Genomic DNA, 23,182 nt, shown 5'->3' with positions numbered 1-23,182 from the left:
TTATGAGTAACATTCAAAATTATTACGACATGATAGAGTCGTGTTTGAGAACCCTTGGAGTTGACCCATCTACATGCAGAGGAAATCAAGCCGGCTCATGGGCACTTTTTAAAGGAAGTGCAAAAGTTTATATTGATTGCTGGCATATTGAAAATCAAGGAAGAGCTTATTTTCAAGTAATGGCACCAATTATGAAAATTCCTGAGCAAAACAGAGAAACTTTCTATTATGATCTTTTATCATTTAATGATAAGTTGTTCTCTTGTGCTTTTGCTTTATATAATGATTGGGCCTGGATTAAAATGATTCGTGAAGTTGATGGATTAGATGAAAGTGAAGCGTTGGCTATTATTCAAAGAGTTGGTTCTTATGCTGACGATTATGACGATATTTTAAAACAACATTATGAGTCTGCAGCTGCTGTTGGAACAGAGAATGCTCAGGGAGCTGGTGGACGTTAATGCAAGATTTTAAATTCAATTCGTACATTGAGTTTTACGAATATTTAAATGACGATCATCAAATGATGGTCACTATTTTAAGGGATATCATTCAGGACAGTTTGCCTGATATTAAAGAGAAACTGTCCTGGAATGTTCCTTTTTATTTCAAAAACAAAAATATTTGTTTCATTTGGCCAGGTTCAATTCCCTGGGGAAAACAAACTAAAAAAGGCGTAGAACTTGGATTTACCAAAGGTTACCTTTTAAAGCCAAATGATTTTTTAGAAAAAGGAAATAGAAAACAGGTTTATATCAAAACATTTTATTCTGTTGATGAGATTGAAAGCAATTATGACAAGATCACTTCATTGCTTCTAGAAGCTAATCAGATTGATAAAAATTTAAAGAAATGAAACATGTACTGCTGTGTTTAACGCTATTTATTGGCGTATTTAGTTGGTCTCAAAAAACGGCTAAGATTAGCGTTGAAATGAGAAATCCATACCCTGATCAGGACAAAGCTTATTTAATTTTCAACGGTAAGGTTGGTGAAAAAGTAAAGCAAAAAGTTGTGGACAGTTGTGACATTAAAAATGGACTTTTTTCATTTGAAGTAGAAGTAGATGAATTATCAGAGTTTATTGTAAACACAGGGGATGAATACTTTGCGGTTTACATGCAAAAAGGAGATGATATAACCACTAAAGTGAACACAAAAATGTTTGATGAAACTCTTTCATTTACCGGAACGGGAGCTGAAAGAAATAACATGAACATGACTGTTTATCTAATAAGTGAGCGATACAGTTTATTAATACAATCGGCCATTGCTAATTGTTACGACCATCCTGAAGACACAACCAACGTATTTAAAGCAGTTAATGCTTATGACAGTTTGTTTGCTGCATATATAGATGATGAACTTCAATTTTATCCCGAGCTTGAAGCCGCATGGAAAAATAAAGTTGCACAGCAAAAAAACGCCTCAAAATATTATCTAGGATCCATTGAAGAAACAGCAAAATTGAGGGCTTTAGAAAAAAACTCAATTGGTAAAGAATTCAAAAATTTTAGCGGTATCAATCTCAATGGTGACAGAATCTCATTAAAAGACTTTTATGGTAAACCAATCATTTTGGACTTTTGGGCTACTTGGTGTGGACCGTGTAAAGCAGAGTTCCCTGGATTAAGAGAATTGGAAGAGAAATATGGTGAGAAAATAAATATAGTAAGTGTGGGAGTTTGGTGTAAAGAAGATGATTGGAGAAAAATGGCTATTAAAGAAGAATTCAAACTCAATATTTATCTGACAAAAGAGGAATCTGAAGGTTTGCAAAGCGAATACATGTTAAACAGCATTCCACGTTATGTAATGTTAGATAAAACAGGGAAAGTGATCAATATCAATGCGGTTCGACCTAGTCTTGGATTAGAGGATCTTATCAAAAAACATTATTTGTAGAAAGCATTACCGGAGGGAAGGCTACTTTAGGTAATTTAACTATTGGATAGATCAAATACTTACTTCCCTCGCGGCTTGCTTGACACATTGTGTCAGACCTCCATTAGGCCCATGAAAAAAATATACCGGTACCAAGGTATGAGTACAGTCCTCTACAATTTTCCCAATTGTGTCAATCGGTTCTATTTGTTATACAACTTGATGAACGGAAAGGTGTTTAGTAGATGAGTGGTAAATAAAGATGATGATTGTTGAATATCTACTATTTTTGCACTCATGAATTCAACATTTAGTAGATCATATTTAAAACTAGCATGGACAACTTTGGTATTAATTTACCTTGTCATCATTGCAGGAAGTGTTGTTAGATCTACGGGTTCAGGAATGGGATGTCCGGATTGGCCTAAATGTTTTGATCAATATATCCCTCCGACTTCTGCAGATCAATTACCAGATAATTACAAAGAAAAATATCAGGATTACAGAGCCAAGAAGGTGAAGAAATTTGCTGGATTTATTGAAAAAATTGGGATGTCAGAAACGGCAGATCAATTAAGAAATGATGAAACACTTTTAATTGAGCAAGATTTCAATGCAGCTAAAACGTGGACAGAATATGCTAATAGGCTGGTTGGGTTTTTAGCCGGAAATGCTGTCCTAATCCTCTTTATTTGGACACTTGTAAAGTATAGAAGAAAAAGAACATTGCTTTATTTAACATTACTCAACCTTATTCTAATGGGAATTGAAGCCTGGTTTGGTTCAATTGTCGTAGCTACTAACCTTGTACCTTGGACCATTACTTTACATATGTTTTTAGCACTTGTGATTGTGGCTATACAGGTGAAGATAATCCGCATCATAAAAGACAAAAAATATCAACTTAAAATAAAACCTGCTTTTAAATATCTTTTTTGGTTTACACTCCTATTGACATTTGTTCAAATTATGTTTGGTGCACAAGTAAGACAGGAAATAGATTTTATGGTGAAAGATTCAATGGGTAGAACAGAGTGGATTGCCAATATGAAGGGGGATTTTTATTTTCACAGATCATTTTCTTGGGTTTTACTGGCGGCAAATTTTGTTTTGTTTTATTTCAATAGAAAATGGCTTTACGGAATCCCAACGATTAAGATTATTGTTGCTTTAATATTGGTTGAATTTGCAACAGGCGTTTTATTCTCATATGCAGATATGCCTGCTTTCACTCAACCTATACATTTATTAACAGCCTCTTTATTGTTAGGAATTCAATTGTTTACACTTCAATATCTCAAGTACCAAAGGGATGCTTTATAGGTGTGTAATAAGTATGTTTCCTATAAGTGAAGGTAATTAACAATGATTTTTTAAAATTTTTTCGAGATAAATTGGGTAAAAGGTAAGTTTAGCATTAAATTTGCTGTCCTTTTTCGGAATTGAAGACTACTTGCAGATGCTATTAAAAAAAATTATACTTAGAAATAACGATCCTTTTGAACAGTCTATTGAAACGTGGGCTAAACAAAACAATGTACCTGTTGAAGTCTTTGATGGTAAAGAAAGTCTATTTGAACTTTGCCAATCTCTAGTGATTATCAATGCAGATCACAATCTTTCAAGAGAGAGTAAAGAATTGAAACATCAAATGGAGAGAAATCATAAACCAACTCGTGAAATTGACATTAATGGAACCATGAATGCTTCCATTTCATCATTGGTTTTTTGGTTGGAAAATAACACTCCTGAAAACGTTTTGATGGTTGGTAACGATAATTTAATCGAACAACCAAGATTTCAAGATTATCTTAAAGCTTTGGGTACTGAAATAAAGTAGTTTTACTTTACATCTAGTATATCAACTTCAAATATTAAGTGTGAATTAGCAGGTATTCCGGGTTTACCGTTGTATCCTCCTTTAGCCTGACTTCCATAACCTAACCAGTAAGGAACAATAAGCCTAATTTTACCCCCTTTTTGACCATATAAGATTCCTTCTTCCCAAGCTTGGATTACTTGTCTTTTACCAAGTTGGAATGTCAACGTTCTTCCATCATCTTTTGAGTCTCCAAAAACAGTTCCATCAATTAACATCCCTTTGTAATCAACCTCAACAGTTTGCCCTACTTTAGGATTATCTCCCTCACCTTTTTCAATGATTTCATACATCAAACCAGACTCAGTTTGAATAGCCTTTGGATATGTTTTAGACATTTCGGCTTTAAACGCCTTATTTACATCAATTACTGAAACTAGTTCTAACTCAAAAACCATGTTTGACTTAGGCGGAATATTTTGAGCTCCTTGCTCCCCAAAAGCCAACCAATAAGGAACAGCTACTTTGGCCTGTCCACCCTCTTTCATCAATCCAAATGCCTCATACCATCCTGCAAGCATTTGATTCTTTGCATAGATAGCCGAAATTTCTCTGGCAACACTTGATGTATCCAACGGTCTCATTCCCTCTGCGAAATATCCTTTGTATTTCAACACAATTTTATTTCCTTCAACAACTGCATTTCCTTTTCCTTTTTTAGTGTGTTCAATCATCAAACCAGATTCGGTTTGCTCCATTTTAGGAAATAGCTTATTCATCTCTACTTTAAAATCAACAACTCTGTTTGCCAATTCTTCTTCTTTTCTTTTGGCAATATTTGCCGGCTCAGTAGACATTACCAAAGTTGGATTAAATGCTTTTGCATCATCACCAACACGGATTATTTTAACAGAAATCATTTCATCTCCTTGTGCAACAGCATTTACAACATCTTGCCCTTTAATTACATGTCCAAAAACAGCATGTTTGTTATTTAGCCAAGGTGTTGCCTTATGAGTAATGAAAAACTGAGACCCATTTGTATTTGGACCTGAATTGGCCATTGACAATATTCCCGGTCCTGTGTGCATTAAGTCGGGATGAAATTCATCCATAAACTTATATCCAGGTCCTCCACTTCCATTTCCATTTGGATCTCCACCTTGAATCATGAAATCTTTAATTACTCTGTGAAATTTCAATCCATCATAAAAAGGTTTTGAAATCTGTGTGGTGTTGTATACCAAATTACCTTCTGCTAACCCAACAAAATTGGCAACAGTTAATGGTACTTTTTGATATTCCAACATACATACTATTTCCCCTTTAGAAGTGTTAAAAACAGCATAAATTCCATCTTCATACTCGTCTTGAGCAAATACAGATAGATTAAGAACAATGGTAAGAATGGCAAGTAATTTTTTCATTTTAGTTTCTGTTTAATAACAAATATAACAATTTGTATGCCGATCGCCTGAAAACATCAGATTTGCCTTGTTAAGGGATGTTAAACCAAGCAATTTTAGGTTAACTTTGAAATATGATTTTTGTGACAGGTGGAACCGGCTTATTAGGTACTCATATCATACTTGAATTACTGGCAAGAGGCGAAAAAGTTAGAGCTTTAAAACGCAGTGATGCTCGACTGGAAATGGTAAAAAAAGTTTTCAATTTTTATCATGGAAATAAGGGTGACCAAATCTTTAACCAAATTGAATGGGTTGAAGGTGATATAACTGATGTTTATAGTCTAGACAAAGCCATTGAAGGTTGCCGTGTTGTATATCATTGTGCAGGAATGGTTTCTTTTCTGAAAAAAGACCGTGAAAAACTGTGGTTGGTGAATAAAGAAGGAACTGCCAATGTTGTTAATGTTTGTATACATCATAAAGTAGATCATCTGTGTTATGTAAGCTCAACTGCTGCAATTGGAAGACGTGATAATGCAGAATTTGCAACAGAAAACATGCTTTGGAAAGCCGGAAGTCATAATTCAAATTATTCTGTGTCAAAGTATAGTGCCGAAATGGAAGTTTGGAGAGGTGTGGAAGAAGGTTTAAATGCTGTTATCGTCAATCCAAGCATCATTTTTGGTCCTGGAAATTGGAATGAATCTTCCATAGGGATTTTCAGGGTCGTGGCAAACGGACTTAAATTTTACACTCCGGGTATAAATGCTTTTGTAGATGCCAGAGATGTTGCCACAGCCATGTGCGAACTTTCTGATCAAAAAATATTTAATGAACGTTTCTTACTTATTAGTGAAAACTTACCTTTTAAAGAGGTTTTTGATTACATAGCTAATGAGTTCAATGTGAAGCCTCCTTCAGTAAAAGTAAAGCGTTGGATGGCAGGTTTAGCCTGGAGATTATCTACACTGAAACGTATATTATTTTTCTCTAAACAGACAATTACAAAAGAAACAAGTAGAAGTGCTATGAGCGTTTCAAAATTTTCAAATCAAAAAATAACCGATCGCCTCAATTTTCAATTCATCCCCATTCAAAAATCAGTTGAAAACACTTCTAAATTCCTTAAACAGGAGTTTAAATCAAAATAACCCTCCTTGTTTTCAGTCTAAATAACGGTTAATTCTGTGATTTTATCGATAAATAGACAACGTCTTGTTTTGAAAATCGTATTTTAGAAGACTAACCGACTAAAAGTATAGACCCAATTATCTAATGTTTCGCAAATTGCTCATAGCAATAATGTTGTTTATATCTATCCCAGGTATAGGGCAATTGGATGTGAAACACTACGTTCCACCACTTTACGGAAGAACAAATGTTCAGGATCACTATATGATCTTGTCTACTCCTTCAACCGGGCCGGTAACTGTTGATGTTAAAAATGGTCAGGGAACAATTCTTTATAGTACGGTAATCACAGATGTAAATCCAAACGTAACGCTCTTAGGTACAGGATATGCAGCTCCCGGAATTATTGCAACAGCCGAATTAAATACCGTAAATGCTACTGATGGTTTTATAATTGAAGCTTCAGCTCCCATTTATGTGAATCTGAGACACGTACAAAGTGCACAAGGGTTGAGTTTGAATTCAAAAGGAGCAGGAACAGGACTAGGGACACATTTCAGATCAGGACATATTTATAGTTCTGGAACTATAGCTTATGTTAAAGCGCATGAAATTTCTGTAATGGCTTCTGAAGATAATACTACTGTTACATTTTCAGATATTTCACCCGGTGTAATCTTCAGAAACACACCTCAAACTGCTGGTACTTCTGATGATATAACTGTAACATTGAATGCAGGAGAATCTTATGTGATTGCAGCTTGGATTGATGAACCAGGGGCAACAAACAATATTAATGGTGTAAATGGTACACTTGTAACATCCAATAAACCGATAGCATGTAATACCGGTTCATGGTTATCAGGTGCAGATGGTAATCTAAGAGATATTGGTGTAGATCAAATTGTTCCACTTGATCTTGTTGGGCAAGAATATATTTTCGTTGAAGGTGATGGAAATGCTAATACGGAAAGACCTTTAGTAGTAGCAGAATATAACAATACAGCTATTTATGTAAATGGAAGCGGAACACCTATTGCAACTATTAATTCGGGAGAATATTTTTACCTACCTCAAACAGCTTACTCTGCAAATGACAACATTTATATTACAACTTCACAGCCTGCATTTATGTATCAGTCTCTATCTGGTTCAAGTACGGCTGCTACAAGTTTGAATTTTATTCCGCCTCTTCGTTGTAATGGTTTTAAAAAGGTAGTAATTCCTTCTGTAAACCTGGTTGGAGAACCTACTGTAAGTATCACGGCAAGAGCCAATGCTGATGTCTTTGTTAACGGATCGGCAACCCCTTTAACAGGTGGTTTGGCTGTTACCGGAAATTCGTGTTGGGTTACTTATAAAATTCCTGGTGGTACAGGTGACTTTGTAGTTGAATCGGATAGTATCATCAATGTTGCACTGCTTACACTACAAGGCCCAAGAGGAAGTGCCGGATATTTTACTGGATTTACTCAATTTACACAGATAGATCAAGGAGATACAAGTTCATTTATTGTTTGTGCTGACAGTGCTTCAAGTTATGTTACGTATTCAATTGAAGGGCCTTATATCAATGTTTCAGCAAATTTCCATGATCCGGCATTAAATGGGCAAGTTATCATTGATGGTTTCAATCAAGACACCTTGTTTTTTACTTATATAGGTGATCCAAATACGATAGGAACTGATACATTGGATTTGACGGTTTGTAAAATGCTAAACTGTTGTGGTGCCATTCCGGATACAATTTGTGAAACTTCTACTTTAGTTTTTACAAATTATGCGGATATCAATACAGGTTTGGGTGATTCAATTGTAGCTTGCGCCGACACAGCTGATATTACTCTTGAGAATTTATTGCTTGGAACTTATGATCCGGGAGGTTATTGGGTTGACAATGACAATTCAGGAGCTTTGTTTGGTAACCAGTTTAATGTGGGTGCTGTTGGACCCGGAAATTATCATTTCACTTATTATGTAGATGGCGGTAGTATATGTTATGATTCAACCGTGGTTACAGTTAATGTATTACCAATGAATTCATCTACATGTTGTTCTATTGCACCAGATTTTATTTTGGAAGAACCTACTTGTAATGGTTACACTGATGGGTCAATAGTTATAAGTGATATTTGGGCAACTGCCTATAGTATAGATGGAGGAACCACTTCTCAAGCAGGTGGGAATTTTGGAAGTATTGGATCCAGCAATTACAATGTCAACCTTACTTTTGGTCCTGATTGCGTTTACGATACTGTAATTGTAATTAACCAACCGGCAGTACTTTCAGCTAATCTACTTGTAGATTCTGTTAGTTGTAATGGATTATGTGATGGGATGATTACTGCAAATGCTACTGGAGGAACTACTCCTTACTTATATGCATTAGGAGCAGGTGCAGATCAATCTTCAAATATGTTTGGATCATTATGTGCAGGTCCGGCCACAATAACTTTAACTGATTCTAATAACTGTGAAGCTATTATTCCTACCACCGTTTTTCAACCTAATGTATTGGTGGTTTCAGAGGCTTCGCATACTGATGAAACTTGTTCATTAGTAAACGGTGAAATCACCGTTTCTACTGCGGGAGGAACTGCACCTTATACTTACACATTAAATGCAGGGCCATCACAAAGTAGCCCAGTCTTTTCAAATTTAGCGGCAGGAGCATATACTATTGCCGTTACAGATGCTAATGGTTGTACAGATGATGTTGTGATTAATATTGTTAATTACGCTTCACCAAATGCCACTTTAGATTCATTAAAACACGTAACCTGTTTTGGTGGATTTACTGGTTTAGCAATAGTTGGTATTAGTGGCGGAACATCTCCAATAACTTATGCTATGGACGGAGGAGCAAGTCAAAGTAGCAATATGTTTAACTCAATTTTGGCTGGTCCACATGAAATTGTTGTTTCAGATTTAAATGGTTGTACAGACACAGTTGCTTTCACAATTACAGAACCACCAATAATTTCATGGACTCATATAGCAAGTGATGCTTTATGTAATGGAGTTTGTGATGGTGAAATTGAAGTAAGTGCATCAGGCGGAACCCCTGGTTATATGTATTCAGATGACGGAGGATTAACTTTTCAATCAAGTAATGTTTTAGACAACTTGTGTGCAGGTTTATACAATGTTGTGGTGAAAGACACATTGGGATGTTTGTCTAATGGATTAATTGTAATTAACGAACCTCCGGCTTTAACATCTACTCAGTCATTCATTGATCCAATTTGTCATCAAACTCCTACAGGTGAAATTTCATTCACTGCAACAGGTGGTACAGGTGCTTATGAATACAGTGTAGATGGCGGAGCTACTTATGTTTCTGCAAACCCTGTAACAACTTTAATGGCGGGTGTTTATGATGTAATTGTTAAAGATGCGAATGGTTGCGAATTCCCTGATCAAATTACCTTGACAGATCCACCACCATTTAGTTTCTCATTTGTTGCCAATAATCCTTCAAACTGTGGAGCAAATGATGGAAGTTTTGAAATTGTTGTTGATCCTAACTCAGGAACCCCACCTTTTTGGTACTCAATTGATGGTGGAAATACCACGCAATTCCTAAATGGATACTTCCAAAATCTTTACTCAGGATTATACACTTTACAAGTAGAAGATGCATTAGGTTGCGTTGACTCTGTTTTCTCTGCTTTATCAGACAATGTCATGACAACTCAAATTGATTTTGTGATGAATGCAACTTGTAATGGAAGTACAGATGGAGGGTTTATTGTAAATCAGCAATTTGGACAGTTTCCATTCTCTTATACTTTAAACACTACTGGACAAACTCAACCGTTTGGAGTTTTTGCAGGACTAGGAGCAGGACAATACTTTGTAACAATTGAAGACAATGGATTGTGTATCGGTATTCAAGAAGTTATTATAACTGAACCGGATACAATTTTATTTGATGAAACTGCCACAATGATTACATGTCCAGAAGGTACAGACGGAACAATTGAAATCTCAAATGTTACAGGTGGTGACAATGGTCCTTACAACTATTCAATTGACAATGGGGCAAACTATTTCCCGGCATCACAATTCACCAATTTAAGTTCAGGTGTTTATGATCTTATGGTACAAGATGCCATGGGTTGTTTAGGTGGAGGTCAAATTGAAATTACTGAGCCAGACACATTTGAAATTAATATTAACTCAACTAACCTGGTTTGTAATAATGATAATACCGGATTTATACAAGTTGTAGCAGACGGAGCAACGCCTCCTTATACATTTACTGTTGCCGGAAACAATACAACAGGGGTATTTACCTTACTTCCTGCAGGAGTATATCCAATTACAATAACAGATGACAATGGTTGTACATTTGATACTACACAAACTTTAACAGAACCACCTGCATTAACATTGGCCACTTCATGGATTGACCCACTTTGTTATGGATCTGCTGATGGGTCGATAATTGCCGTTGCCGGCGGTGGAACACCTGGATACATTTATAGTCCTGACAATGGTAATTCAGTATCAACTTCAAATCAATTAGGTAACCTTGCTGATGGATGTTATGATGTTTATGTGCAAGATGCAAATGGTTGTAATATTACTTTGAATACGTGCTTGACTCAACCTACCCAATTATCACTTACTTATACAACCAGCCCTGAAACTTGCAGCAGTGACAACGGAGAATTTATTATTACCGCTTCAAACGGTACACCTAATTATGTGTACTCAAATAATAACGGTACTTCTTTCCAAGCTGCTAACAATTTTGACAATTTAGATGAAGGTGACTACAATGTTGTGTTAGAAGATGATCATGGTTGTCAGTTAGATACTATTATTACGATTGTTGCCGATCCTGAACCTCAAATTGACAATGTTTCGGCTATAGACCCTGACTGCTTTGGAAATGCAACAGGATCATTAACCGTTACTTCATCAAGCGGAGTTGGAACACATCAGTATAGTATTACAAGTGCAGCAGGGCCTTATCAGCTTTCAAATGTGTTTAATGGTCTAACGGATGGAATTTACAACGTTTTTGTTACAGATGATAATGGATGTGTTGCCACAACAATTGCAATTTTAACCCAACCATCTGCACTGGTTTTAAATTATGCACAAACAAACTTAAGTTGCTATCAAAACAACACTGGGCAAATTACTTTTAATGTCTCAGGCGGAACTTTGCCTTATGATTATAGCATTGATAATGGAACAAATTGGCAAAGTGTTAGTCAATTCCCTGCCTTGTCAGCTGCTACATATGACCTAATGGTAGAAGATGGAAATGGATGCCAAGCAATAACTCAAGTAAATATTACAGAACCAAATCCATTGGTGATTGATCAATTAGATATTATTGATCCTTCTTGCTACGGATATTGTGATGGTAGTGTGACAGCTACAGTTTCTGGAGGTACTATTGCTACTGATTATACTTTCACTTGGAATAATTCACTATTAGGAACGGTTGGAAATTCAGCTAGCAACGTTTGTGATGGAACATATTCATTGGATATTACAGATGACAATGGTTGTTCTGTTGATACTTTAAACTTTGTTTTAACTGAACCTATTCAAGCCGTAATTGACAGTGTGCAAATTACTGGAGTAACCTGTTTTGGGGATATAGACGGACAAGTAACAGTTTATTCAGCTACAGCAGGTTTTTATAGTTTAGGAGCTGGATTTACAGCTAATAATCAATTTAATTCATTACCTACCAATTCTTACATGGCATATGTTCAGGATGCAAATGGATGTCCTGGTGATAGCGCATTTGTATTCGTGCCAACTCCTCAACCTCTTGAAGGATTTGTTACTCCTGACCAGTACATTTGTTATGGAGATAGTGTTTTCTTTTCTGTTGTTGGAACTGGAGGAACTATTCCTTATACTTTCTCAGTAAATAACGGGGCTTCTTCAAGTGAAACGATCTTTGAACCTTTCTTTACCGACTCAGCATTTTATGTTACCATTACAGATGACCATGGTTGTACCTTTGATACAGACACAATGTACATTTATGTTGCTCCTCCTCCGGTATTGAACACTGCAAATGATACAATGGTATGTTTAGGTGCAGAAATCACTTTATTCTCTGAAGCGGATGATTTAATAGAAACCTATCTTTATGATTGGAGCAATGGAGATACAATACCATATATCTATCCAACAATTAATTCTGATACCACCTTTTATGTGACAGTTACAGATGAATGTGGTTTATCTACTGAAGATTCAATTACGGTATTATTGCACATTGATCCAATTGTTTCACTTACTCCTGATACGACTTCAGGTTGTCCACCTTTCCAAATTAATTATACAATTGGTGTTGATCCAATTGAACTAGGTTCTGATTTAATATGGACATCAACATATGGCGATATTGATTCGGCTACTTTGAATAATTTATATGTGACATACACAGAACCGGGAAGTGGGGATTTAATATTAAACTTCAATTCTCAGTACGGATGTCCTATTGATACTTCTTTTGTTAATCTTGTGTCATTCTATGGTGTTCCGGTTTCAGATTTTGAATTTGTTCCTAATCCTCCATCAATTTTTGATCAAGAAGTGGATTTAATAAATCTTTCTACAGATAACGTAAATAATACGTGGTACTATTTAACTGATACTGTTTATACAGAGCATACTAGTATTCCAATTGAACTACTTCCGGATATTGATCCTCTGCAAGTTTGTTTAATCGTGGAAAATAATTTTGGTTGTAAGGATACAAGTTGTCAGGATATAATAATTGATAACGAACAATTGTTGTATGTTCCAAATGCCATCATTTTAGATGGTTATTCAGATAATAGCGTGTTTAAACCTGTCACTAATTTCTTCCATCCAGACTTCTACCATTTATACATCTTTAATAGATGGGGAGAACTAATCTTTGAAACTGAAGATCTAAATCAAGGATGGGATGGAACTTATAATGGCGTGATTGTTCAGGACGGAGTATATATCTGGAGAATTACAGGAACTCCTTTAGATAACGACTCAGACATGAAGGAGTTTTATGGTCATGTAACGGTATTACGTTAAGCTACTTTTTCTTATAAACCGGAACCGCAGAACAAGGTTCACCAAACATCAAGCTTTTTACAATTGGAATCAACTTTTTAGTAAGGACTACATATGCCTTATTTGGATTTGGAATATCAGAACATCCTTTAACCATCACCCTTTTATCTTGTAAATGGTCAATATTCCAATTATTTAAATTTTGGAAAAACTGTTCTTCCCTTGTTTGTTTAACATTTGCACAATAAACATTAGCATCTTTTAATTGAGCCGTTACTAGCATAAAGGCCCATGCAGGAATTATTGCATCAGAAGAACAAAAAACACTAACTGAATTTCCAGCATACTGACTCCAATCATGCTCCTTTACCCAATCTCTAAAATCCTTTTCCTTTAGAACCAAATCATTCCAAAGTTGATTCTTTAAATCAATCTCCATCAATAAGTCGTTCGATTTAAATGAAGACAAATCAATCTGCTCAATTTGAGCTTGGGCTACTTTATTCACTATTTCCTCTGCCATGCTACAAAATTACGAATAAGAAAAAAGAAAACCTTGAATCAGAATGACTCAAGGTTCCGTACCATGAAAAAATCTACCTCTGATTGTTGTTTATAAGATCAATCAGAACGTCAGAAATATTAGCCCGCTGGCTTAGAAAAGACATGTCAAATTTAGGGTAGATAAAAAAGGAATAGATTAAATTAAAGTTGTCTTATGATGAAGAAATCTCTTGAAATTATGTGATTATTAAATCATAACTTTACAAACGATTATGAAATTTGAAGATTACCGCATTTCTATTGAATTAAAAACCAATTTGAAAAAGATGGGCTTTAAAAGACCCACCGATATTCAGTTTAAATGCATTCCACACATTCAAAAAGGAGAAGATTTATTAGCCATTGCCCAAACAGGTACCGGTAAAACTGCTGCTTTTGCTATTCCTATTTTAGATAAAATTCAATTCATAAAGAAGAAAACCAAAACTCATGCTATTAGAGCAATAGTTATGGTACCTACTAGAGAATTGGCTATTCAAATAACCAATGTTTTTCATGAATTAGGAAGAAATACAAAGGTAAGAACTCAGTGTATTTATGGTGGAGTTGAACAAGATCCTCAAATTGATGCTTTGTTAAAAGGAGTTGACATCATGGTAACCACACCTGGTAGAATGTTTGATTTGGCAAGTCAAGGTTATATTCAAATGGACAAAGTAGAGGTTGTTATTTTAGATGAAGCGGATCACATGTTAGATCTTGGATTCTATAAAGACATCAAAGATTTGGTAAGATATCTGCCAAATAGCAGACAAACGCTTTTCTTTTCAGCTACAATAGATGAGAAGATTAAAAAACTAGCTTATTCGCTGGTAAAAAATCCAATCCGAATTCAAATTAGTCCTAAAGATCCGGTATCTAAAAACGTTGACCATTCTGTCGCCTTTATTGAAATGGATGATAAGAGATTCTTTTTAGAGAGATTGATTAAGGAGAATGAAGATTTAAAATTCTTGGTTTTTGTGCGTACCAAAGTCAGAGCCGAAAGGGTTACGGCTGCTATGGAAAGAGTTCAAATAAAATCTGAAACTATTCATGGGGATAAGGAACAAAGAGATAGAGAAGAAGTTTTAAGTCGTTTTAAAACCGGTAAAAACAAGATTTTAATCGCAACAGATGTTTCCGCAAGAGGAATAGACATCCCAGACGTAGATTATGTAATTAATTACGATTTACCTGAGCAAGCAGAAAACTATGTGCACAGGGTTGGACGTACAGGAAGAGGTAAAAAAAGAGGGTTAGCACTTGCATTTTGTGCGAAAAACGAAATAGAAATATTAAAACAAATTGAATCTTATATTACTGTTCCTATTAAAAGGGCTGAAATAGATTCAAGTGAATATCAGGAAACTATTTTGTTTTCGGATGATGGATCAAATAACTGGAAAAAGTTATTGGAACAAGAAGAATTAGATAAAAAGAAAAAAAGAAAAGGGAAGTAAAAACTTCCCTTTTTAAATTATTTCAATACTGTAACATGGCCTCGGTGCTTCTTTTTCTCATCTGACATTGTTACGCCAAATTCAAGTTGCCATACGTACGATCCATCCTGTACCAATCCACCATCTCCAAAATGTCCGTTCCATCCAACAGAAGCATTGTACGATTCAAAAACTATTTCGCCCCATCTGTCAAAAATCGTCAGGTGATAATCATAAATATCTAGTCCCGAATAGAAGATTGGTTTAAAATCATTGTTTATTGAATTTCCGTCTGGCGTAAACACATTTGGTACATAGAAAATCAAAATGTCTTTGATTGAGATCAAAGCATTTGTGGTATCATAACAACCTAAATCATTGTAAGCTAATAATGTTACCATGTAATCTCCACCTTGTTGACTAGGATACTCGTGTGTTGGATTTTCTTCAGTAGAATTCTGTGTCAAATCACCAAAATTCCATTCATAATACAATGCATTCGTTGAAGCATTTGTAAACTCAACTTCAGTGTCCATTATATCCAATTCAGTTGGACTGTAAGAAAAAATTGCATCCGGATAAGCCACTACCTCAACATAATCATTATATGTGTCTGATGCAGTACATCCCGCCTGTGAAGTTACTGTCAATGTTACATCAAACATTCCTGAATTATTGTATGTGTAAGATACTGGTCCACATGTATTAGATGCTCCTCCGTCACCAAAACTCCAGTTACAATCAAATTGTTCAGTAGAATTATTTGTGAAAGTCACCGTATGATCAGCACAGCCCAATAATACATCTCCTTCAAATGCTATCACTGGTGTAGGATTCACATTCACATTCACTTGATCATCACTGAAACACTCTCCATTACATACTGAAGCTACAACAGTGTAAGTATTGTTTCCTACAGGTGGAATAAATGAAATTCCGTCCAATACTCCATTGTCCCAAGATATTTGAGCATTATCCGGATTTGATGCTGTTAAGGTTACTGCATCTCCTTCACATACCACTTGACTCAATCCTGCATCTACACTTGGTGTTGCCGCATCAATGTGGATTTCTTGTGTTACGTTAATGGTGTTTCCACAATCATCCGTTACTGAGTATGTTCTTGTAATAATTTCTCCATTACAAACATTTCCATTTGAAACATCTGATACGTGTGCTACAACAGGTGCTGCTGTACAGTTGTCTGCTTCATCTGTTACTACTGTGATATCTGCCAATGGAACATCAGATGCACAACTCACTGTAATAGGAGCAGGATTTGATGCTGTTGGTGCAGTAATATCATTTACAATTATCGTTTGTGTTACATCAATACTGTTTCCGCAATCATCCGTTACTGAATATGTTCTTGTAATTGTCTCTGGACAAGTATTTCCATCTGACACATCTGATACGTGTGCTACAACCGGAGCTGCTGTACAGTTATCTGCCTCATCTGTTACTACTGCAATATCAACTGCTGGCACATCTCCTATACATTCAACTACTACCGAAGTAGGGTTAGATGCCGTTGGTGGTGTTGTGTCATCAACTGTGATAGTTTGTACTACATCTGTTGTGTTACCACAGTCATCTGTAATTCTATAAGTTCTTGAAATTGTCTCCGGACATGTGTTTCCATCTGATACATCTGATACGTGAGTAACTGTTGGATTCACTGTACAGTTATCTGCTTCATCTGTTACAACATTGATGTCTACTGCAGGTACATCCCCAATACATTGAACGGTAACGGCTACAGGGTTTGATGCTGTTGGAGGTGTGATATCATTTACCGTAATTGTTTGAGCAACATTTATTGTGTTACCACATACATCTGTAACAGAATAGGTCCTTGTTATCACTTCAGGGCATGTATTTCCATCTGATACATCCGAAACCCAAGCCACTACTGGTGCACCTATATTATTGTCCGCCTCATCTGTCACCACCGCCGGGTCAGGTGCCGGAACATCTCCTATACATTCAACTGTCACCGGTAAAGGATTTGATGCAGTAGGTAAAATAGGATCTGTAATGATTACATCATGTGTTACGTTGATAGTGTTTCCACAATCATCAGTCACTGAGTAAGTGTAGGTAATTGTTTCAGGACATGGATTGTTATCTGATACTTGTGATACAAATGCCACTACAGGGTTAGCTGTACAGTTATCAGCCTCATCAATTACAACATTTGGATCCGGTGCAGGAGCTGGTCCACCTGGAATAGTTGTACTTGCAGGGTTAGATGCAGTTGGTGGTGTTGTATCATCAACTGTAATGGTTTGTGTTACTGTTGTTGTATTTCCACAATCATCTACTATTTCATAAGTTCTAGTGATTACTTCAGGACATGTGTTTCCATCTGATGCATCACCCACAAAGTTTACCGTTGGGTTAGCTGTACAGTTGTCTAATACTCCCGTTACTAGGGCTGGATCTGCAGCTGGTACATCTGCTGAACACTGAACTGTAACTGCTGCTGGAGCTGTTCCTAGTGGTGGTGTGATATCATCTACAGTGATTGTTTGGAATACATCTACAAAGTTTCCGCAATCATCAGTAATTCTATATGTTCTTGTAATCACTTCAGGACAAGTGTTTCCATCTGATGCATCACCAACATGTGTTACTGTTGGATTTACTGTACAGTTGTCTGCCTCATCTGTCACCACTGCTACATCTACTGCAGGAACATCTGCTATACATTCTACAACTACCGCTGCAGGGTTGGATGCTGTTGGTGCTGTGATATCATTTACTGTGATGATTTGATCTACTGTGATTACGTTTCCACACTGGTCAGTTATTGAGTAAGTTCTAGTAATCGTCTCAGGGCATGATTGTCCATCTGATACATCTCCTACGTGCGCAACTGTTGGCACACCATTGTTGTCTGCTTCATCTGTAATCAAAGCAGGATCAGCCGCTGGAACATCTCCAATACACTCAACTGTGATATCAGCTGGTGCTGTACCGGTTGGGGCAATTGGATCTGTAATCAATACTTCATGAGTTACAAATATTTGGTTACCACAATCATCCGTTACTGAATAAGTATAAGTAATTGTCTCAGGACAAGGATTGTTATCTGATACTTGTGATACAAATGCCACTACAGGATTAGCTGTACAGTTATCTGCTTCATCAATTACAACATTAGGATCCGGTGCAGGAGCTGGCCCTCCCGGTACAATAATTTGCGCCGGATTAGATGCCGTTGGATTAGTAGTATCATCAACTGTAATAGTTTGTGTTACTGTTGTAGTATTTCCACAGTTATCAATAATTTCATAAGTTCTGGTTATTGTCTCAGGACATAATTGTCCGTCAGATGCATCTGAAACAAAGTTCACAGTTGGGTTAGCTGTACAGTTGTCAGATACTCCAGTTACTAAGGCTGGGTCTGCTGCAGGTACATCTGCTGCACACTGAACTGTTACTGCTGCTGGAGCTGTTCCTAGTGGTGGTGTGATATCATCTACCGTGATTGTTTGGAATACATCTACAAAGTTTCCACAATCATCAGTAATTCTATATGTTCTTGTAATCACTTCAGGACAAGTATTTCCATCTGATGCATCTCCAACATGTGTTACCGTTGGATTTACCGTACAGTTATCTACCTCATCTGTTACCACTGCTACATCTACTGCAGGTACATCTGCAATGCACTCTACAATTACTGCAGCAGGGTTAGATGCTGTTGGTGCTGTGATATCATCAACCGTAATTAATTGTATCACATCAATAAAGTTTCCACAAGGATCTGTAATTCTATATGTTCTGGTTATCACTTCTGGACAAGTTTGCCCGTTGGAAACATCTGATAAATGTGTTACTGTTGGAGTTCCATTGTTATCGGCCTCATCTGTGATTAAAGCAGGATCAGCAGCTGGTACATCACCAATACATTCAACAGTGATATCAGCCGGAGCTGTTCCGGTTGGGGCAATTGGATCTGTAATCAATACTTCATGAGTTACAAATATTTGGTTACCACAATCATCCGTTACTGAATAAGTATAAGTAATTGTCTCAGGACATGGATTGTTATCTGATACTTGTGATACAAATGCCACCACAGGGTTAGCTGTACAGTTATCTGCCTCATCAATTACAACATTAGGATCCGGCGTAGGAGCTGGCCCTCCCGGTACAATAATTTGCGCCGGATTAGATGCCGTTGGATTAGTAGTATCATCAACTGTAATGGTTTGTGTTACTGTTGTAGTATTTCCACAGTTATCAATAATTTCATAAGTTCTGGTTATTGTCTCAGGACATAATTGTCCGTCAGATGCATCACCCACAAAGTTTACCGTTGGGTTAACTGTACAGTTGTCAGATACTCCAGTTACTAAGGCTGGGTCTGCTGCAGGTACATCTGCTGCACACTGAACTGTTATTGCTGCTGGTGCTGTTCCCAAAGGCGGTGTTGTATCATCAACTACAATTGTTTGTTGTACAGTTGCAGTATTTCCACAGTTATCAGTATATGTCCAGGTTCTTGTAATTGTTTCCGGGCAAGTATTTCCATCTGAGGCATCTGAGCCTACTACTGAACCAGCACCATCACAGTTATCTGTCCAGTTTAAGTTTGTCATTGCCGGAACATCTGCAGAACATTGAACAGAAGTATTTGCCGGTGGAGCTGCAAAAAAAGGTGGTGTTATATCATTTACTGTTATTGTTTGCGTCACATAAATAACATTTCCACAGTTATCAGTAACAGAATAAGTTCTTGTTATTATCTCAGGGCAAGTCTGTCCATTTGATGCATCATTATCCCAGGCAACTACTGGAATTCCGGCATCATCTGCCTCATCCGTTACAACATTCGGATCCGGTAAAGGAATATCTGCAATACATTCTACACCTAAAGGAAGAGGATTTGAAGCCGTAGGAGGATTCGCATCTCCAATAATTATCAGCTGAGTTACTTGAGAAGTATTTCCACAATCATCTTCAATTTCATATGTTCTAGTAATCGTTTCTGGACAAGAATTTCCGTCAGACACATCAGAAATAAATGTAACAGTTGGGTTAGGATCACAGTTATCAGATTCGTCAGTTACCACATTAGGATCAGCTGCAGGAATCGGTAATCCAACCAAATTAATGTTAGGAGGATTTGAAGCCGTTGGTGGAGTTGTATCGTCTACTGTTATGGTTTGAGATACGGACGCAACATTTCCACAATTGTCTGTGTAAGTCCAGGTTCTTGTAATAATTTCAGGACAAGTTTGACCGTTTGAGACATCCGTACCAACTACTGAACCAGCACCATCACAGTTATCTGTCCAACCTAAGTTTGTCATAGCAGGAACGTTTCCAGCACATTCTACTGTTATGTTGGCTGGTGGGGCAGCAAAAACAGGAGCTTGCGTATCATCAACAGTAATGGTTTGTGAAACTGCAGCTGTATTGCCACAATTGTCAGTATAGGTCCATGTACGCGTAATAACTTCTGGACAAGTTTGGCCATTTGAAACATCTGTACCAACCACAGAACCGGCACCATCACAGTTATCAGTCCAACCTAAGTTTGTCATTGCAGGAACATTTGCTGAACATTGAACGGTAGTATTAGCAGGAGGAGCCGCAAAAACAGGAGCTTGCGTATCATCAACTGTAATTATTTGTTGAGCTGTAGCTGTATTACCACAGTTATCTGTATAGGTCCATGTACGCGTAATAACTTCTGGACAAGTTTGGCCATTTGAAACATCTGTACCAACCACAGAACCGGCACCATCACAGTTATCAGTCCAGTTAAGGTTTGTCATTGCAGGAACGTTTGCTGAACATTGAACAGTAGTATTTGCAGGAGCTGCAGCAAAAACAGGAGCTTGCGTATCATCAACTGTTATTATTTGTTGGGCTGTAGCTGTATTACCGCAGTTATCAGTGTAGGTCCATGTTCTGATAATAACTTCAGGACAGGTCTGACCATTTGAAACATCAACTCCGGCTACTGATCCGGCACCATCACAGTTATCTGTCCAGTTTAAGTTTGTCATAGCAGGAACGTTTGCCGAACATTGAACAGTGGTATTAGCAGGAGCTGCTGCAAAAACAGGAGCCTGAGTATCATTTACAGTAATAATTTGCTGAGCCGTGGCTATGTTACCGCAATTATCTGTATAGGTCCAGGTTCTGGTAATTGTACCACCACAAGTTCCTCCTGTTAATGGGCCATCAACACCAGGAACAGAACCAGCACCATCACAGTTATCAGTCCAGTTAAGGTTTGTCATTGCAGGAACAGATCCGCATTGTACAGTTATATTAGCAGGAGCTCCTGCAAAAACTGGAGCCTGGGTATCATCAATAGTAATCGTCTGTGTAACCGTTATTTGATTTAAACATGCATCCGTTACACTATAAGTTCTTGTAATAATTTCAGGGCAGGTTTGGCCATTTGAAACATCACTCACCCACGCAACGGTAGGAGGAGTTCCACAGTTATCGGCTTCATCTGTAACAACCGCTGGATTTGGCGCTGGAACATTGGCCGCACATTGAACAGTAATTGGTGCAGGATTAGAAGCAGTTGGAGGTGTAGTTTCACAACCCCAAGCAATTACCACAAAACCATTTCCATTATTAGCATCTTGTGTACATCCTCCTCCGGCAGGAATCAAAGAGGAACCTCCGCCACCTCCGCCACCACCAACAAAGCTGGTTCCAGAGATATTATCTGATCCACCACCGCCACCGCCGTAGTAGCCTCCACCGCCACCACCACCGGGGTTATTTCCATAAGCAAGGTCAACACCACCGGCACCACCTTGTCCAAAAGATCCATTTCCACCAGCACCACCACCTGCAGTCCATGGTCCACCTCCGGCACCTCCAGAAATTGAAGTACCTCCTTGGCCTCCATAACCATAAGTAGTTATACCAGCTGTTGCCGTTGGACATCCACCATCTCCACCTTCTCCTGGTGTATCACCTCCGCCAGCTCCACCGCCACCACCGGCAACGATTACTGCATTATTCATTCCATAAGGAGCAGTACTCACGTAAGAAGCACCTCCTCCGCCAAACGAAGGCCATCCTGATCCAGAATTTTGACCATTACCTCCACCACCAAATCCTCCACCAGCAGAACCGGCAGCTCCTTGACACCCAGCACTCACCTGTAACACTTGACCAGGAGTAACAGCAATTGTTCCAACAACCTCTGCTCCTTGACCTCCTAATGTTCCACCACCTTGACCTCCAGCAGCAACAATTGTAACTTCTGTAATACAAGGAGGAACTACAAAATTTTGTACACTTCCACAGTTAAATGTTTGTGAAGAACAGTTATCATAAGCATTTTGACAATCTACATCCCACGCCAAATTACAGCAATCAGGATCTTGTGCAATTACCACTTGATAACAACCATCATTTGGTACAGGTGCATTTACTGTACATGGAGTATTTCCTCCACCAACACCCATACAATCGTCATATTCTTGTTGACACAATGCATCCCATGAAGTATTACAACAAAAAGGATCCATTACAACAACCGCATTCCAGCAGTTATCCTGAGGAACTGGGGCAATAACAGTACAAGGACCTGTACCACTACAATCATCATATGCTTGCTGACACAATGCGTCCCATGAAGTATTACAGCAAAAAGGATCATTCAAAATAACCTGATCATAACAAGCATCTTGCGGAACCGGTGCAACCACTGTACATCCACTTCCGGGATTACAATTGTCATATGCATTCTGACATATTCCATCCCAGGCAGTATTGCAACAAAATGGGTCATTGGCAATCACTTGCTGGTAACATGCGTCATTAGGAACCGGTGCAATTACGGTACACTGAGCGTTTGAATTAAAAGTTGAAATCATCAAAATGAATCCAACTAAAAGGCTTTTGAAAAAATTCTTCATGGGATTTAG

Annotated in this window: 11 protein-coding genes; 8 read left to right on the top strand and 3 right to left on the bottom strand. The window is 37.5% G+C overall.

The features are described 5' to 3' along the window. Positions 1-2: 2 nt before the first annotated feature. The 5 genes from K6119_RS13705 (at position 3) to K6119_RS13685 (ending at position 3,724) form a co-directional block, all read left to right on the top strand. Positions 3-461, top strand: a complete 459-nt coding sequence (locus K6119_RS13705; RefSeq protein WP_221832587.1) for a YbjN domain-containing protein — start codon at positions 3-5, stop codon at positions 459-461. Next, positions 461-856, top strand: coding sequence for a DUF1801 domain-containing protein (locus K6119_RS13700; protein ID WP_221832586.1), 396 nt, complete (start codon positions 461-463; stop codon positions 854-856). Before K6119_RS13705 ends, K6119_RS13700 begins: the two co-directional genes overlap by 1 nt. After that, entirely contained in the window at positions 853-1,905 is a 1,053-nt protein-coding gene (locus K6119_RS13695; protein ID WP_221832585.1) for a TlpA disulfide reductase family protein, read from the top strand. Before K6119_RS13700 ends, K6119_RS13695 begins: the two co-directional genes overlap by 4 nt. Before the next feature lie 276 nt (positions 1,906-2,181). Then, positions 2,182-3,207 (top strand): COX15/CtaA family protein, encoded by a 1,026-nt coding sequence (locus K6119_RS13690; RefSeq protein WP_221832584.1) that lies wholly within the window; start codon positions 2,182-2,184, stop codon positions 3,205-3,207. Between the two features lie 136 nt (positions 3,208-3,343). Further along, positions 3,344-3,724: a hypothetical protein gene (locus tag K6119_RS13685; RefSeq protein WP_221832583.1), complete on the top strand. Its 381-nt coding sequence runs from the start codon at positions 3,344-3,346 to the stop codon at positions 3,722-3,724. A gap of 2 nt (positions 3,725-3,726) precedes the next feature. On the opposite strand, the gene K6119_RS13680 is transcribed toward K6119_RS13685, so the two are convergent. Then, positions 3,727-5,130: a peptidylprolyl isomerase gene (locus tag K6119_RS13680; RefSeq protein ID WP_221832582.1), complete on the bottom strand. Its 1,404-nt coding sequence runs from the start codon at positions 5,128-5,130 to the stop codon at positions 3,727-3,729. Between the two features lie 113 nt (positions 5,131-5,243). On the opposite strand from K6119_RS13680, the gene K6119_RS13675 reads away from it, so the two are divergent. Then, on the top strand, positions 5,244-6,263 hold the full coding sequence (locus K6119_RS13675) for an NAD-dependent epimerase/dehydratase family protein (RefSeq protein WP_221832581.1): 1,020 nt from the start codon (positions 5,244-5,246) through the stop codon (positions 6,261-6,263). 136 nt (positions 6,264-6,399) lie between these two features. Beyond that, positions 6,400-13,299, top strand: a complete 6,900-nt coding sequence (locus tag K6119_RS13670; protein ID WP_237828019.1) for a T9SS type B sorting domain-containing protein — start codon at positions 6,400-6,402, stop codon at positions 13,297-13,299. A 1-nt stretch (position 13,300) separates the two neighbouring features. Here the strand turns inward: K6119_RS13670 and K6119_RS13665 are convergent, their stop codons facing one another. After that, entirely contained in the window at positions 13,301-13,801 is a 501-nt protein-coding gene (locus K6119_RS13665) for a DUF2480 family protein (protein WP_221832576.1), read from the bottom strand. A 253-nt stretch (positions 13,802-14,054) separates the two neighbouring features. Between K6119_RS13665 and K6119_RS13660 the strand changes: the two genes are divergently transcribed. After that, a complete protein-coding gene (locus tag K6119_RS13660; RefSeq protein ID WP_221832575.1) occupies positions 14,055-15,284 on the top strand; it encodes a DEAD/DEAH box helicase in 1,230 nt (409 codons plus the stop codon). Between the two features lie 17 nt (positions 15,285-15,301). Here the strand turns inward: K6119_RS13660 and K6119_RS19445 are convergent, their stop codons facing one another. Continuing rightward, complete coding sequence (locus K6119_RS19445) at positions 15,302-23,173, bottom strand: HYR-like domain-containing protein (protein WP_272492200.1); 7,872 nt, start codon at positions 23,171-23,173, stop codon at positions 15,302-15,304. Positions 23,174-23,182 lie beyond the last annotated feature (9 nt).

Source organism: Paracrocinitomix mangrovi (assembly GCF_019740355.2).
Taxonomy (GTDB): domain Bacteria; phylum Bacteroidota; class Bacteroidia; order Flavobacteriales_D; family Crocinitomicaceae; genus Paracrocinitomix; species Paracrocinitomix mangrovi.
This window is presented reverse-complemented; position numbering and strand designations above follow the sequence as displayed.

Excerpts from the sequence above, each read along its gene's own strand:
- K6119_RS13695 (WP_221832585.1), top strand. The coding sequence starts at position 853 with ATGAAACATGTACTGCTGTGTTTAACGCTATTTATTGGCGTATTTAGT.
- K6119_RS19445 (WP_272492200.1), bottom strand. The coding sequence starts at position 23,173 with ATGAAGAATTTTTTCAAAAGCCTTTTAGTTGGATTCATTTTGATGATT.
- K6119_RS13685 (WP_221832583.1), top strand. The coding sequence starts at position 3,344 with ATGCTATTAAAAAAAATTATACTTAGAAATAACGATCCTTTTGAACAG.
- K6119_RS13690 (WP_221832584.1), top strand. The coding sequence starts at position 2,182 with ATGAATTCAACATTTAGTAGATCATATTTAAAACTAGCATGGACAACT.
- K6119_RS13660 (WP_221832575.1), top strand. The coding sequence starts at position 14,055 with ATGAAATTTGAAGATTACCGCATTTCTATTGAATTAAAAACCAATTTG.
- K6119_RS13705 (WP_221832587.1), top strand. The coding sequence starts at position 3 with ATGAGTAACATTCAAAATTATTACGACATGATAGAGTCGTGTTTGAGA.
- K6119_RS13665 (WP_221832576.1), bottom strand. The coding sequence starts at position 13,801 with ATGGCAGAGGAAATAGTGAATAAAGTAGCCCAAGCTCAAATTGAGCAG.
- K6119_RS13700 (WP_221832586.1), top strand. The coding sequence starts at position 461 with ATGCAAGATTTTAAATTCAATTCGTACATTGAGTTTTACGAATATTTA.
- K6119_RS13680 (WP_221832582.1), bottom strand. The coding sequence starts at position 5,130 with ATGAAAAAATTACTTGCCATTCTTACCATTGTTCTTAATCTATCTGTA.
- K6119_RS13675 (WP_221832581.1), top strand. The coding sequence starts at position 5,244 with ATGATTTTTGTGACAGGTGGAACCGGCTTATTAGGTACTCATATCATA.